Consider the following 15,422-nt stretch of genomic DNA (forward strand, 5'->3'; position numbering starts at 1 on the left):
TCAACAACTGATGCTTGTAAAGCTTGTACAATAGGGCTTTGAGTTTTTATTAGATTGATATTTATCAACTTTACAGCCTTGCTGGACAGAGAGGAAGCTTGGGGAATTTTCTACAGTGTAAGTTCGGAAGAACCAAGCTTTATCGAAATGTGTAATTAATTTTGCTTAGGTACTTAATAATGGTAATTAAATGGCAGAGTTTGTTAAAAATGTTTAATGAATGGGGATTAGAAGAATATGGACAAAGATATGATATAAATTGGCTAGACATAGATAGAAAAAGTCTCAAAAACACCCTAAAGAATCCTAGCAATGAACAACAAAATTTTATCATGCTTGTCTCATTGTTTAGTCAAGAAAGTGTCACTGACCCTTTACATTGAGCTTTTACATTGAGCTTGTCAAAATGTGTCGAAATGTGTCGAAGTGTGGATTAGTATTACACTTAAAAAGAGTCGAAAACAAAAAAGGGTCTGAAATCGACAAAGGTTAAGCTATAATTGAGGATTGCTCTTTCCAAAATAAAGTTTTTACTGGGGATGCTTGACACTGTCAGAAAAAAACAATCAGCTTAATAGCCAAGAGTAAAAATGCTTATGTTATCACCGTCAAAATAATAGTCATGGACGAAAAATATCAAGAAAAATAGAAGTTTTTAAAGTGAGGAAAAATGAAAGACAAGGGTTTGAAAATCTGCGAAGACTTATTAAAGTATAAAGAAGGGGTAGTCGCGGGGATAAAACTTATGAAGAAACAGTTTACTATATCAGCGGTCACTGAGCCTGTCGAAGTGTAGCCTAACCGAATCCGCTCAAGTATTTGCTAAAATTATTCGAGGATATTGGAAAATAGAAAATCAGTTACATTGGGTAAAAGATGTAATTTTTGAGGAAGATAAAAGCGAGATCAGTGATTTTCAAGCGGCAAGCAATTGGTCAATTCTCACAACTATAGGATTGAATCTTTTCAGAGGTTTGGGTTTTCTCTCAATCACGGAGGGACAGAAGTGGTTAGCTGAACGTTGGGAAAAACTGATAGTTTTATCGACGTAAGAAGCAGAAAAATTAGCTAAATTAACAGGATGTACTCTCAGACAACTTCAAGAGAGATAGGCTTTTAGTGGCTTGAGAAAAAGTTTTATCAATTTATTCATAATAAATATTGGCAGAGGATTAAAGATTAGTTATTGTAACTAACTCTTTTGATTAGAAAAAGATCAACTTGAGAATCTTAAGTCAAATTTATTGACTCAAAATCAGCTGTACTTAATTTAAATGAATCAACCCTACCTTAATCCCCCCTTGATAAGCTATCCCTTATAGGGATCTTTCTTAACAATTTTTGCAGTAAGCACTCCAACCCTTATCCTGACTTGATTTCAGTTTTTTCTTTGTTTTGTAAGGGTGTCAACAAGGAATATTACAAATTGTTAACCGAGTCTTGAAAGCTTTGTGCTACAAAGGATTGAAATGTTAAGAAAGATGTGACTAAAGGACAGCTTGATAAGGGGGGTATCTGACAACTTTTAACAACTACCTACTTAACTGCTCGATTAATCTGATAACTTTAGCCTTAATTTCATCGCGAACTCGGCGAAAAGTTTCGATAGGTTGACCATCGGGATCATCAATTAACCAATCCTCGAAAATTTCCTGTAAAACCCATCCTTCTGGCAGATTGACACCGCAACCACATAGGGAGATAACGGCATCGTAATCTTCGGGATTAAAATCCCTAATTGATTTAGAAGTTTGGTCAGTAATATCGATACCAATTTCCCCCATAACTGCGATTGCTCCGGGGTGAACTTTGGCCGCTTCTAATCCAGAACTGGTGACGGAAATTTTACCCGCGCCTAAAGTTTTAGCGAAACCTTCGGCGATTTGGGAACGACAGGAATTTTTTCTACAGGCAAACATGACTTTTTTCATGATTTTAACTCCTAGAAATTGATTTAATTAATAGCTTTATGGGCAATTGTGGCTATTTCTTGGGCGGCTTTTTCTTTCCTTTCACTATAGCGATCGGTCAGATAATCTACCTGATCTCGCAGGAGAATGGTAAACTTATAAAGTTCCTCCATTACATCAATAACTCGATCTCGATAGGGGGAATCTTTCATCGTGCCATCCTCATTAAACTCCTGATAAGCTTTAGCCACCGAAGATTGATTAGGAATAGTAAACATTCGCATCCAACGACCAAGAATTCGCAGGGTATTAACCGCGTTAAAAGATTGGGAACCTCCGCTTACTTGCATGACTGCTAAGGTGCGGCCTTGAGTTGGCCGAATCGCACCAATACTTAAGGGAATCCAATCAATTTGGTTTTTGATAATGCCGCTAATATTGCCGTGTAGTTCAGGAGATGACCAGACTTGACCCTCAGACCATTGACTTAATTCTCGTAATTCCTGTACTTTGGCATGAGTATCGGGAACACTGCCATAAATCGGCAATTCACGAGGATCAAAAAAGCGCACTTCTGCCCCATATTCAGTGATAATTCTGGCCGCTTCTTCTGCTAATAAACGACTGTAGGAACGTGGCCGTAAAGAACCATACAGAAAAAGAATTCTTGGTTTGTGAGTCGATTGGATCATGATTACCAATAAGCAGAATTTATTTAAAGTCTCGGAAACCATTGGATAGTAAACCGTAAATAATTACAGCTAATTGAGCGCCTAAAATCGGTGCTATCCAGTAAACCCAATGGTGTTGCCAAATTCCTGCCACGAAAGCAGGCCCCAGAGAACGCGCTGGATTCATACTGGCACCGGTAATCTGCCCCATAAAAGTCGCTTCTAGAGCTACAGTTAAACCGATAGCGATGCCAGCAAAACCAATAGGTGCGCGACGGTCTAAACCAGAGCCTAAAATGACTAGCATGAGAATAAAGGTGATAATGGTTTCAATACAGAAAGCTTGTCCCCAATTTCCCTGTAAAGGCAGAGTTGCGCCCAAATTTCCCACTCGACCCAGACAAAGCACAAGGGTAGCAGAGGCGAGAATCGCACCGAGACACTGGGCGATAATATAGGGAATTACCCACGATTTTGGGAAAAAGCCACTTGTCCAAAAGGCCAGGGTCACGGCGGGGTTAAAATGAGCCTTACTGATATGACCAAGGGCATAAATCAGGGCTGCTACCACCCCACCGAAAACCATACTGATACCGAGATGGGTAATTGCACCATCGCTGATTTGATTGACCATTATTGCCCCTGTTCCTACGAAAATCAGGATAAAAGTCCCTAAACATTCCGCTAGACATTCCCGCACACCTGACCGTTTTAAGAGACGAAAAGATGAGCGAGTTTGACTTAAAGGCGCGATCGAGAAGGGTTTCGGCATAACAGACAATCGATCGAATAACCCGATAATATATCAATAAAAGTTGATGTGTCAAGGGTAAAAGCCAGTTATAAAGCTTTAATATTTCTAAAAATCTTGATTGGTTACTTATTTTCCTCGCAGGAACGAGCCGGGACGAGGGCAGCAAAACGACGATATTCGGATAGATATTCTTCTAGGAGAAGAAATTGAGATAAATTTAGGCTGTAGTAGATCCAACGACCTTCTTGACGACTGCGGACTAAATTGGCTTCTTTTAGCGTTTTTAGATGAAAAGATAATTTAGATTGGGCGATATCAAGATGGTCGCGCAATTCACAGACGCATAATTCCTGATGTCGCAACAGTTGCAGAATTTGCAGTCGTAGGGGATCCGAGAGTGCCTGAAAACCAGTATAAATCTGGGTTAACGAGTCGGGAGATGTGGCCAGAGAGTTGAACATTGAGAGGCTCCCTCGGTGGGAAGGAAATAGGAAAGCGGGAAAATTCAGAATTGCAACAAAACTTTATGTATTTTTGTATCGAATCAGGAAAACCAGCGAATCATCCCCTGTATGATAGACAATGGTTTTGACCAGAGACAATGGTTTTGACCAGATTAGCCTTTTAAATCATTGTAAACAGGTTAGGAGACATCATGGAATTATTTGCGGCTCTCAATTTAGAACCCATTTTTCAACTCACCTTCGTGGCGCTAATCATGTTAGCTGGCCCCTTTGTCATTTTCCTACTAGCTTTTCGTGGTGGCGACCTATAAAAACCGCCTCCTCCCATTGTTATTCGTGCTTTTTTTGACTTCTCTCCTCTTTAGGGAGAGATTTTTTGTCTAAAACCCAGTCATCAGTTATCAGTTATCAGTTATCAGTTATCAGATGTGAGTTTTCAGTTATCATAATGAATCTGGTTATTAAAAACTGGTTATTTATTCCCCCTCTTCCATGAGTGCCTCTCCTGATATGTAGCCTATACTGTATGAATCAGTGTTATATTGGTAGCTAGGATGTGGGAAAAAGGCAAAGAAACGGTAAAGAGAATGAAGTTTATTCACTGGAAAAAGCAGCAGTTATTGATGATTTTTGTCCTAGCGCTGGCAATTTCAGTCGCGTGGGGGACAATTTTGCCTGTTTTTACTCAAAAGCCTCCTGCACCTAATCCTTGTAACGAACTTAGGGGAAAGATTCAAAATCGGGCAAAACAAGATGCAGAAGCTGACCGGTTGAATTTTTTCAATACTGATAAAAAGAAAAAGACAATTGGTGATATTTTAAATTTGTATAAAGAGGCAAATTCTCAAGCTTCTTGTTTTCCACAGGCTCAATTATGGGATATCTATGAACAACAATATGATATTAATAAATATCCTGCCTGGATACCTGTGATTGTTATTCTTGTTTTGGGTGGTATTTTGTGGAATGTTATTAGTGATACCTTAAAAAAATGGGCTCTTCGGTTTTTAGAAGCGATTAGTAAATGGATTTATAAAACCTTTGCTGGAACACCCTTATTTGAAAATATTGCTCTTAAAAAGTATCGACAGGCATTAATTGATAAATATCAAAAACTTAATATACCTTTTCGTCCTCATCGTCCCCTAGAAATGCGGGAGATTTATGTTTCTTTAAATTCTAAAGCGAGCGATCGCTCTTTAATTGAAGTAGAAAATGCGGTGCAAAAATACCGCCGCTTAGTGGTTAAAGGTGCGCCTGGTTCGGGAAAGTCGATGTTATTAAAATATCTAGCACTTTCCTATTCAGAAGGACGATTCAAAAATTTATCGGGTCGTCCCGTGCCAATTTTACTAGAATTGAACCGCCTCAATGAGGCTAATTTGACAGTAGAAAAGTTAGAACAACAGTTAGTAGAAGTTTGCGATCGCCATAATTTTCCCAAAGCTAATCGTTTCATCTCTCAAGGTTTAAAAAACGGACGTTTGCTGCTGCTTTTAGATGGGTTAGATGAGGTTAGTAGTGGCGTTCGCTCTTCTGTTGTTCGGTGTCTTAAGGACTTTTTAGAATTAAAAAAGTATAAAAAATGTCGGGTAATTATTACCTGTCGGACGGCTGTTTATCATAATGAGTTTGTCGATAATACCGAGGAAACTTTAGAAATTGTCGAATTTAGTGACCAGCAAATTCGCCGTTTTTTGCAAGCTTGGAAGTCGCAAATGCCGCCAGAGAAATCAGTAGAACAATTGATTCAAACCTTGCGAGCTAGACCGAAAATTATGGCACTGGCGCGGAATCCCCTACTGTTAACAATCATCGCCTATCTTTATACTGATACTCCCTTTGTTTTACCTCATTCGCGAGCCGAATTTTACACTAAAGCTACTGATGTTTTATTAGAATTGCGTGATCAAGAAAGAAATATTGCTAATCAATATAGTGGTGTCAACAAGCGGCGAGTTCTGCAACATTTAGCACTCTATGCTCAGAATAGCACTAATCGACAACAGCAAGATCGCCGCATTCTTCTTGATTCTGAAGTATGGGAACAAGTTAAACAAGTCTTACCTTCATTAAATCTAGAGCCTAAAGATGCTAATTCTATCGTTGATGAAATCGTCAAACGCAGTGGATTATTGCTTCGCATTGATGGCGGACAGCGTTATTATTTTCCTCATCTCACTCTACAAGAATATTTCGTAGCAGCAGCTTTAACAGACAGACAAGCTGAATTAATTCAAAAATGGAAAAATGCTCCTAGCGACTGGCTAGAAATTGTCAAGTTATGGTGTGGATTGGCAAACAATAGTACGGATTTAATTGAGGCGGTATATCAACAGGATGCACTGACAGCATTTGAATGTCTAGCAGATGCTCAAGAAGTAAAACCAGAAGTTGCTCAGGAGATTATAGATTATTTTAAAACACAATTGAGAACCGATGAATCAATTTGTAGTGCTTTTGGCTCAGTCGCAGCTGATTTTCGTCCTAGAGGGAAAGCATTATTTGATTTTTTAGTTGCTAGTTTAGATAATTCAGCCAGCCAAAAAGCAGCGGCTCAAGCCTTATCCGCCACTAATTTGCCTCAAGCAGTAGAAAAATTAGTTATTTACTATGATCCCAATCAACCCCATTTTATAGAAGTGCGAGAAGCGTTAATCAGAATGGGAGGTTTAGCAGTCAATCAACTAGAATCTTTAGCTCGAAAAGGCTCTATAGAAGCAATGGATGATCTAGTTAAAATTGCCATACCAGAAGCGGCTGAGGCACTTGAAAGATTGCAGGAAGATCCGAACTTAAGCGGAAAAGTAAGTTATCGACTTGCAGCACTGTTGAAGGAGTTAGAAGATAGTCAAGCTGAACGCGATCGCACTCTATCATAAAGGAAAACTAATGCTATCAAGATTCATTCGCCGACTAAAAAATCGAGCCGTTAAACAAAAGCGCCAGCCACAAGAGGTAATCGAAACGGACTTAAATTGGATTTGGCAACCTTTTGAACATTCAAGCAATTTTCAGTTCTCTGCTACTGTCAAGAAAGTTGCTGCTGCAATTATTGAAAGCTCTGCTGATGATATTCCTAAAATCACTTTTGAACTCGATCCTCGGTTAGTCATTCCTTTATGTGCGATTCAGTTACAAGATGAAATTAATCTAACTCAATTAAGTTCTTTAAAAAATGAATTAGAATCAGTTTCAATTAAAAATTTAGCTGCTAAAATAGAGTTTGTTCATCGAGTTTTAAGTAAAATCACTCCAAACCAGCGTTGGTTATATTTATTTAATAGTCTGACACTTGAATTAAAATTTGCCTTACTGTTTCGCTTAATCAACTACCGCCGCCCCACAAGAAACGACTGGCGCAATCTTTTTGAAAAGATAGAATATGAGTTTAAAAAAGGCCGAGAATATCTAATTGTTTTAACTATTGTCTTCTTGCTTTCTCTTGCATCTGTAATTGAAATATTTGCTATCATGTACAGTCAGCCAGAAAGTTTGGTTAATGGCTGGATGGCAATCACAATTGTTGTTGTGCTGTATTTTTTAATAGTTTTATGGCGAGAATTTAAAGCCGAAGAAGATAAATCAGAGCCAACTTTATTGATGAAATTGGGCTTACTGGGACCCTGGACGTTTTGCCGAGAATGGTATCGACTACTCAGAAAAAACCTAGTTTGGGAAGGGGTGACAGCTTTGTATGTGGCTAAGGCTGAGGCTGGGCTTGTGGCTGTGGCTGCGGCTGCGGCTGGGGCTGGGGCTGGGGTTATTGTCTTTGGTTTGGGAATTTGGTATCAGGCTAAAGAAAAAACAGATTTAGGATGGGTGCGATTCTTGTCGATATTAGCTTTTCCCTGGTTTTGTTGGTTTCCCATTGTATTTGGGTTTACCTCTTTTGCTCTGTATCATCGCCTATCTTGGGAATGGCGATCAATATCCCTATTTTGGCTAGTTATCTTCGGATTTTGTGCTGTCCTTTGGGTGCGAGGTAAAAAATTAGAAGAAAAAGCCCGCAACCCCCTCAGAGGCGTTTTAGATGGGCAGTGATAGTCGCCCAAACAGTAGTAAACTTGACGATGTTATAGAAATTCTTCTACTGTTGAGATACAGTGAACAGTAAGCAATGAAATGATAACTGATAAGGGACTTGCGCTTTGATAATGTACCTTTTGGGCGAACGCAGTTCGCCCCTACATTGTGGACAAAATCCGTTACTGTAGGGGCGCAAAGCTTGCGCCCTCCGATCGATTGGGATATTATTCCCACGCAAGTCCCTAAGCTGTTCGTAATTTAAATTGCTTGTTGAGACGAGGCAAAAGGCAAGAGGCAAAAGGCAACAGTAAAGGGATTGGGGGAGGTTCAGCTAATCTAAGAATAAGCGGTTTAAATGCGTCTTAGCTTAACTGTTTACTGTTTACTGAAAAGCCCCCATTGCCACTTCCCCACTTCCCCACTTCCCCACTTCCCCACTTCCCAATTCATAATTTATAATTCATAATTCATAATTCCCACTCCCCCTCTCCTAACAATCGACTGCTAAGATCGAACAGAGCGATCGATCTCTCGCTCCCACGATACCTGATAAAACTATCCATGATCATTAAAAATAACCCCCATTATCGGGCTGTAATCGGCTTTTGGGTCGCTTTCCTTGTGTTTTGGGGTTTTGGGAGTTTCTCACCCCTTCTTGCCCAAGCGAAAGAGCAACCAGCCGATGTACAATCGATTACCCCCTACCTTAAGCAATTTCAACAAAAAATTACCGAATTTCGCCTCGACAACGGACTAAAATTCATTATCCTAGAAAATCGCGATGCTCCGGTTATTTCCTTTGTCACCTACGCGGATGTGGGGGGTGCCGATGAACCGGACGGTAAAACAGGAGTTGCCCACTTTTTGGAACATTTAGCCTTTAAAGGCACAAAAACCATCGGTACTACCGATTATCTTAGCGAGAAAAAAGTCCTCGATCGCCTTGAAGCTATAGACAAAGAACTGCAAGCAGCCAAAAAAGCGGGTAAAAGCGCAGAAGTGGCTAAATTAACGGAAGAATTTCAACAAGCGAAGGCAGAGTCCGAGAAATTCGTCCAACGCAACGAATACGGGCAAATCGTCGAAACTCAGGGAGGAGTCGGTTTAAATGCCACCACTTCCAGCGATGCAACTAGCTATTTTTACAGCTTCCCGTCGAATAAATTGGAATTATGGATGTCTTTGGAATCGGAAAGATTTTTAGAACCGGTGTTCCAACGGGAATTTTACAAAGAAAAAGACGTAATTCTGGAAGAAAGACGGATGCGGACGGATAATAGCCCCTTGGGTCTATTAATCGAAGCTTTTCTCGATCAAGCTTATACTGTCCATCCCTACAAACGTCCCGTTATCGGCTACGATCGAGATATTCGCAATCTGGAACCCTCGGATATCCAAAACTTTTTCGATAAATTTTATCCTGCCAGTAATTTGACCATAGCTATCGCCGGAGATGTGGACCCAGAACAGGTCAAACAGTTAGCTAAGGTTTATTTTGGTCGTTTTCCCGCTAAACCGAAACCCCCACAGGTGAAGGTAGTGGAACCGAACCAAACCAAAACAAAGGAAATTACCCTAAAATTAGCCTCGCAGCCTTGGTATTTAGAAGGATACCATCGTCCCGCCCTCAATCATCCCGATCATGCGGTTTACGAGGTTATCGCCACTTTAATGAGTGAAGGAAGAACCTCGCGACTGTATAAAGCTTTAGTGGAGGACAAACAACTTGCCCTCGCTGCCCAGGGATTTAACGGCTTTCCGGGGGATAAATACCCGAATTTGCTCTTATTCTATGCTCTGAGCGCTCCTAATGTCAGCCTGGAGGAAGTAGCGCAGGGTTTGAATTTGGAGTTGGAAAGATTGAAAAATGAACCGGTTTCGGAACAGGAATTAGAACGGGTTAAAAATCAACTACGGGCAGCCCTATTAAGAGGTCTTGATTCTAACATGGGCATGGCGCGATCCTTGATTGAATACGAGGTAAAAACCGGCGATTGGCGTAATTTATTCGCCCAATTAGATGCTTATAATGCTGTCACCGCTGCTGATATTCAACGGGTGGCTAAAGAGACTTTTACCCCCGAAAATCGCACTATTGGCCGAATTTTACCGAAATAGAGAGATGGGGAGATAGGCGATTTTTCAGTGAGCGGTATTAGGTGAGCATTCCCTGAAAAAAAGCTACCTTCTCTCCTCTTCTAGGTTCTGTGTGATAAGTTTAACTTACAATATGATCGATCGATCTTTGTGTCCTTTGTGTCTTTGTGGTTCGTTCCACCCCCTCGCTAGGAGGAATGTATCTTAGAATACATTTTACCCACCAAATCCAAGAGAGCCCCTTCTCTCCTCCCCAGTGCCGTCTTAACAAGTAATTTAGATACCAGTTAATCACCCGGTGCAGGATCGCAGAATCCAACCCAGTAAGACTCCAATACCACCAAAGCGGACAATTTGCCAAAAAACTTCCCCCAGCAGTCCGCGACGGATTCCTTCCCAGAATAGGCGCTTTAATTCCCCTTCTTTAAGCAAATTGCTTTCTAAAATTACCTCTAATTCTTGAATCTGTTCGCGAATTTGTACCAATTCCTTTTCTAGTTCAGGTAGGGGATTTTCCCGCCATTGGGGTTCTATTTGGCTAAATTGTGCTTCTAGGTCTTTTTTTTGCTGTTCTGCTTCGTTGATCTGTCGATAACGGTCTTTTAGTGATGCGATCGCCGCTTCGACTTCTTCAATCGCTTCGGTAAATTCTGCCGATTCATCGTTAGGGTATGGGTTTTCTTCTAAGGACATGGACTCGATCCGATTGCCTGCGTCTAAACTATAGTTATAGACGATTTTACGGTTTTACGAAACCTTTTGATTATGATTCCATCCCCTGTCTCTTCCTCCTCTCAGACTGTTGATGATCTATCTACCCTGGAATTGGCGCGGATTTTGGCGGAACGTTTGGCGATCGCACCAATTGACTGGCATCGTCTGAAGGCCAATCGTAATGCTCGGGCCGCTGAACAATTGGGGACGGCTTTGGTGTTTTTATTAGATAATCAGCCAGAAGAAGCACTTCCTCGGCTACAACAGGCTACAGGCTGGCTCGATCGCTCGATTTCTGCTCCTCCCTGTCCTTCTCACGGTCATGCTCATTAATTCAACCAGCGTTCCTGTTTAATTTGTTTAGAAAGTTTCAGTTGGGTTCCTGTTTGATTCCAGTGAACTTGGTCGAAGATTTGATATAACATACACAGTCCTCGGCCATTTTCCGCTTCTTCGGGGGGAAAATTGGGGCAATCGCAACTACAGCCATGATGGTGACAACGGGGGGTAAATCCACCACCTTCGTCGGTAATTACCCAAGAATACTCGTCTTTACTGCTGGAAAATTGAACAACCACGGTTTTGCTGGGATCGAGATGATTACCGTGTTTAGCGGCATTAACTAAAGCTTCCTGCAATCCTAATCTAATTTCTGGTTCTAACTCTTCGGGAATACTAGCGGTCAATAAATCTAAAATCGGACAAAGATACAAGGTAGAAGCGAAACTCATGGTGTTCCAGCTTCGTTTGCTTGTTGGCAGTGAAATAGCAATCACACGCTTTACCTCTAGCTTTTATTCAATGACTATTCTCTTACACAAAGATTAAGGTCTCTTAACCGTCGATCTAGATGATTGCCATACCTAATAAGTCATATTTTGTCCCTTTTCTGTCTCTGAGATGGATTAGATATTTTTATGATTGATCCACACACCAATCGAGAATCAAGGCAGCTTTGAGCGGGTAGTTAATCAAAAAAGTAGTTAACTGGAACGGGTCTTAATATGCTATTATCCTTAACCATTGACTTTTCAGCCACAAACGGCTAAAGAGTCAGGTTTTTCTCCTTATTTCATCCTACCATATTTGTGTTTTTTTGTCTAAGAAAAGCAGCGCATTCGACGTGGGGAGTTTGGGGAAAGAAATCGGCGGTTTGCACTTCTAGCAGTTGATAATCGCCTGTTTTACAAAGATATTGCAAGTCTCTGGCTAAAGTTGCACTTTGACAACTGATATAAACAATGCGTTGACTTTGCAGCTGTAACAGACTATCAAGGACAGATCGATCGCAACCTTTGCGGGGCGGATCGAGTAGAATAATGTCGGGTTTAACTGTCAGTTGCGGTAAAGTTTTTTCTACTGCCCCCAAAATAAAGGTTGTGTTGGTAATATCATTTAATTGGGCGTTAATCTTGGCTCGATCGAGGGAAAAGCTATAGGATTCTAGTCCAATCACCTCTTTAACCCGTTTAGCGAGGGGTAAAGTAAAAGTACCGATACCACAGTAGGCATCAATAAGAATTTCTTCACCTTTAAGCTCTAATTTCTGACAAATAAGCGAAAATAAGGCTTCAGCAGCCTCTGTATTAATCTGAAAAAAGGTATCGGCAGCCAATTGATAGGTTAATCCGGCGAACTTTTCGTTAATATAGTCCCTTCCGGCGATAGTTGTGGTCTGAGTGCCAAAAATAGCATTACCTCGATCGGGGTTATAATTCAGGGTTACACCAACTAAATTGGCGTATTTTGCCAGCCATTGCCGCGCTTGGGTCTCAATTCCCTGTAAATTATTATCGGTACTAATCAGGGTTAATAAAATTTCTCCCGTGTGGCGGCCAATTCTTAGGGATAAATGGCGTAATTGTCCTTGATGGGTCTTTTCATCGTAAATTGACCAGCCTTGCTCCTGAATATCCTGTTTTATCTCTGCTAGAAACGGATTTAAAGCCTGATCTTGAATTGGACATTGATTGAGATTAATTAGATGATGGCTGCCGCGACGATAATAACCCGCTTGCACATTGCCGGTGGGGGAAAATCCGAGAGGATAGGTAGCTTTATTGCGATAAGCGAGGGGAGAAGTACCGGTGAGGGGAGGATAAACCAAAGGATCGGTAAAACCGCCAATTCTGGTTAATACCTCTTGTACTTGCTCTTTTTTGACCTGCAGCTGAAATTGATCCTCGATGTGTTGCCATTGACAGCCACCACATTTATCGGCGACGATGCAGCGAGGCCGGATACGATGGGGAGATGCTTGTAGAATAGTTTGTAGTTTGCCGATCGCATGACTTTTTTTGATATAGGTGATGCGAGTTTGAATGCGATCGCCAATGACCGTATCTGGCACAAAAATCACTTGTCCTCGGTATTTTCCCACACCTTCGCCCGTATGGTTGAGGTCGGTAATCTCGATCTCGATTAAATCACCTTGTTGCATAGTTAGGGAAACCAGTTTTCAGCCAGGGTTTCTGCTGGGGTAATAATGACTTCTATGGGAATTTCTTGCTTGCTCAATTTCGAGACTATTTGCCTAGCTTTTCCATAACAAGAATCGAAATTTTCGAGGAGATAAGGTTTTAAGCTAGGACTGTCTTCCAGCAGATCGGCAATTTGAACTCGAAAATTAATAATTTCCGCTTCCCATTTATTAGCATTATACTCCCTTTCCGTCTGCCAATAAATTAACTTAAGCAGATGGGCTAATAATTGAATTAACAAACTTTTGAAAGCCTGTCGATTATTTTTTCCTATGCTTCCTAATTCCTCGATCAGATTAGTCCAGTCAACCGAGGCAAAATCCTCCTGTCGTAATTGGTTAACGGTTGTCTCGATCCATAGCTGAAAATCTCGATCGTATAAGCTGATCTTCGAGATCGGTATTTGAGCGGTCATGGGAGGTAAACAGTAAAAACAATCCAACTCTATTCTACAATCAAAAGTTAATTTTTCTAAAATCCTAGATCAGCTTTGGCAATTTTGGCCGCCGCTAAAACTTCCTCATCGGGTAATTCTCGCCAGTCGGTCGCACCTATTTCAGTGTAGAATTTTTGATCGTAGGCGCGAGTACGAATTACTACCGGCATAGGGACCGCATGACCTAAAACTAAAGCTTGTTGTTTTGAGTCTAATTTCGCTAAAACCGATCGCAAACTTCCCCCTCCAGAAACCCCAGTAAATATGGCTTCGATGTCTTTTTCATCGTTTAATAAACAGGTGATTCTCGTCCCTACCTGAGACATAACTTCGTTATCAATTCCTGAAGGTCTTTGATCGACAATTAAGAGAGTAACAAAGTATTTTCGCATCTCCCTGGCGATAGTTCCAAAAATAGTTTGATGTACCACAGCAGAATCTAAAAATCGATGAGCTTCTTCAATGGTAATCACTAACTGTTGCGGTCGATCAACGGGGTTTTTAGTTTGTAAAAAATATTCAGCTTTTTTAACATAATTAGCATGAATCCGACGGGTGATCATATTGGTGGCTAACATATAGGAAAGCATATTACTTTGGGAGCCAAATTCAATAACAACGTGCTTACCTGCATCTAAAGCTTGTAAAACCTGATCGATATAATTGTGGGGACAAACACTTCTTAAATATTTCAAACTATCTAGACGCATTAATTTTCTCTGGAGGGACATAATTGATCCCGCATGGCCTTGTTTTTCCGTACAGAAGATTTTAATATCCTCGTTACTCATATTTAATAACTGAGTAATCCAAGATTCTCCATACTCGTTATAGAGAATATTGGCATTATCTAAACTAGCTTCCGAGATGCCTAATTCCCGACCGATTAAACGAATATCCTCGATTTCAATCTGATTATAACTTAAGAATAATTCCTGCGCTCCTCGTACTCCCCGGCGTTTGGTAGAATCGGGATCGAGGGTGTAAATTTCCACCTGTCCGGGGAATAATTGACATAATCCTTTCACCGTAGAAACCTCCTTCCCCTCTTTCATCGCTTCCCAACCGTATTCCGAGTGCATATCAAACATGAGGTTAACCCCTGCTTGTTTGCGAATAATGCCCGAAATTAGTAATCTAGTTAAAAAGGATTTTCCCGTCCCGGATTTGCCAAAAACACCGTTACTACGTTCCACAAAGCGATCGAGATTAATACATATTGGCACGTCCATGTCAAGGGGTTGACCAATAGCAAAATTCTTTCTGGTGGGATCATCTTCCCAACCGAAAACCATGCGAAAATCCTGCTCACAAGCTTCATAAACTTGGCTAAAATGCGCGGGAATAGTTTTAACTGGCAGTAATTCTAAATCGGCGCTGGTTTGGGGTTGAAAAGAGCCTAAAGAAGTGTCGGAAACTGCCGGGGAATTACCTCCAGTCGGAGTAAACATGAGCATAGGAGATAGTTCAATAGTACCATAAGTGCCGCTACCCGCTAAAACATCGCGCATAAAACTATCATCGGGATGGGGAGGATTCGCGATAATTCGGGGACTGGAGTTACCCAGGGAGACATCGGTGAGGAGACAGAAAAAACGCGATCGAGTGCCTTGCACCACCAAAAATTTACCGACGCGCATATCTTCTACGGAAATATCCGGATAAAGACGGATTTCTAAACCTTCACTCAGGGAACCTTGAATAACCGATCCGAGGGGCTGTTCACTCATGCTAATCTTTATTTGTGGCGATCTATCTCCCTATTCTGTCACTTTTCCGTTAATCGGTGCAAACTCGATCGGGTACAGTAAACAGTGATCAGTCATCTATTTTTTTTCGGTCTATCCCACCTAAAAATGAGGGGTTC

Annotated in this window: 14 protein-coding genes and 1 pseudogene; 6 read left to right on the forward strand and 9 right to left on the reverse strand. The window is 41.0% G+C overall.

From position 1 onward, the window contains the following. Window positions 1-185: 185 nt before the first annotated feature. Window positions 186-1,052 (forward strand): annotated as a pseudogene (locus IQ224_RS00530) (ISAs1 family transposase); the annotation flags it as partial. Window positions 1,053-1,532: 480 nt separating this feature from the next. Here the strand turns inward: IQ224_RS00530 and arsC are convergent. The 4 genes from arsC to IQ224_RS00550 form a co-directional block, all read right to left on the reverse strand. Continuing rightward, on the reverse strand, window positions 1,533-1,931 hold the full coding sequence (arsC, locus tag IQ224_RS00535) for an arsenate reductase, glutathione/glutaredoxin type (protein ID WP_002744149.1): 399 nt from the start codon (window positions 1,929-1,931) through the stop codon (window positions 1,533-1,535). A gap of 23 nt (window positions 1,932-1,954) precedes the next feature. Continuing rightward, the gene (arsH, locus tag IQ224_RS00540) at window positions 1,955-2,602 is read right to left on the reverse strand and encodes an arsenical resistance protein ArsH (protein ID WP_002744148.1); all 648 of its coding nucleotides are present in this window, start codon (window positions 2,600-2,602) and stop codon (window positions 1,955-1,957) included. A 19-nt stretch (window positions 2,603-2,621) separates the two neighbouring features. Next, a complete protein-coding gene (locus IQ224_RS00545; protein ID WP_194032346.1) occupies window positions 2,622-3,353 on the reverse strand; it encodes an MIP/aquaporin family protein in 732 nt (243 codons plus the stop codon). A 104-nt stretch (window positions 3,354-3,457) separates the two neighbouring features. Continuing rightward, window positions 3,458-3,796 (reverse strand): helix-turn-helix transcriptional regulator, encoded by a 339-nt coding sequence (locus tag IQ224_RS00550; RefSeq protein ID WP_002744139.1) that lies wholly within the window; start codon window positions 3,794-3,796, stop codon window positions 3,458-3,460. A gap of 194 nt (window positions 3,797-3,990) precedes the next feature. Between IQ224_RS00550 and psb30 the strand changes: the two genes are divergently transcribed. The 4 genes from psb30 to IQ224_RS00570 all read left to right on the forward strand — a co-directional run bounded on the left by psb30 (window position 3,991) and on the right by IQ224_RS00570 (window position 9,946). Further along, window positions 3,991-4,110 carry a photosystem II reaction center protein Ycf12/Psb30 gene (gene psb30 / locus IQ224_RS00555; protein ID WP_002736367.1) on the forward strand — a complete coding sequence of 40 codons (120 nt, stop codon included), beginning with the start codon at window positions 3,991-3,993 and terminating at the stop codon, window positions 4,108-4,110. 243 nt (window positions 4,111-4,353) lie between these two features. Continuing rightward, window positions 4,354-6,681 carry an NACHT domain-containing protein gene (locus IQ224_RS00560; protein WP_194032347.1) on the forward strand — a complete coding sequence of 776 codons (2,328 nt, stop codon included), beginning with the start codon at window positions 4,354-4,356 and terminating at the stop codon, window positions 6,679-6,681. 10 nt (window positions 6,682-6,691) lie between these two features. Further along, window positions 6,692-7,843 carry a hypothetical protein gene (locus IQ224_RS00565; protein WP_194032370.1) on the forward strand — a complete coding sequence of 384 codons (1,152 nt, stop codon included), beginning with the start codon at window positions 6,692-6,694 and terminating at the stop codon, window positions 7,841-7,843. A 546-nt stretch (window positions 7,844-8,389) separates the two neighbouring features. Then, entirely contained in the window at window positions 8,390-9,946 is a 1,557-nt protein-coding gene (locus tag IQ224_RS00570) for a pitrilysin family protein (RefSeq protein WP_194032348.1), read from the forward strand. 270 nt (window positions 9,947-10,216) lie between these two features. Here the strand turns inward: IQ224_RS00570 and IQ224_RS00575 are convergent, their stop codons facing one another. Continuing rightward, window positions 10,217-10,618 (reverse strand): DUF2203 domain-containing protein, encoded by a 402-nt coding sequence (locus IQ224_RS00575; protein WP_130756923.1) that lies wholly within the window; start codon window positions 10,616-10,618, stop codon window positions 10,217-10,219. Window positions 10,619-10,690: 72 nt separating this feature from the next. Between IQ224_RS00575 and IQ224_RS00580 the strand changes: the two genes are divergently transcribed. Beyond that, the gene (locus tag IQ224_RS00580; RefSeq protein ID WP_002744124.1) at window positions 10,691-10,972 is read left to right on the forward strand and encodes a DUF6439 family protein; all 282 of its coding nucleotides are present in this window, start codon (window positions 10,691-10,693) and stop codon (window positions 10,970-10,972) included. Here IQ224_RS00580 and IQ224_RS00585 read toward each other — a convergent pair. The 4 genes from IQ224_RS00585 to IQ224_RS00600 form a co-directional block, all read right to left on the reverse strand. Next, on the reverse strand, window positions 10,969-11,370 hold the full coding sequence (locus IQ224_RS00585; RefSeq protein WP_194032349.1) for an anti-sigma regulatory factor: 402 nt from the start codon (window positions 11,368-11,370) through the stop codon (window positions 10,969-10,971). The genes IQ224_RS00580 and IQ224_RS00585 overlap by 4 nt on opposite strands. A 341-nt stretch (window positions 11,371-11,711) precedes the next feature. Then, window positions 11,712-13,079: a 23S rRNA (uracil(1939)-C(5))-methyltransferase RlmD gene (gene rlmD / locus IQ224_RS00590; protein ID WP_194032350.1), complete on the reverse strand. Its 1,368-nt coding sequence runs from the start codon at window positions 13,077-13,079 to the stop codon at window positions 11,712-11,714. A gap of 2 nt (window positions 13,080-13,081) precedes the next feature. Next, window positions 13,082-13,534: a DUF29 domain-containing protein gene (locus tag IQ224_RS00595; RefSeq protein WP_002744112.1), complete on the reverse strand. Its 453-nt coding sequence runs from the start codon at window positions 13,532-13,534 to the stop codon at window positions 13,082-13,084. 56 nt (window positions 13,535-13,590) lie between these two features. Then, entirely contained in the window at window positions 13,591-15,285 is a 1,695-nt protein-coding gene (locus tag IQ224_RS00600; protein ID WP_002750369.1) for an ATP-binding protein, read from the reverse strand. Window positions 15,286-15,422: the final 137 nt, after the last annotated feature.

This window comes from Microcystis sp. LEGE 00066 (assembly GCF_015207925.1).
Taxonomy (GTDB): Bacteria; Cyanobacteriota; Cyanobacteriia; order Cyanobacteriales; family Microcystaceae; genus Microcystis; species Microcystis ichthyoblabe_A.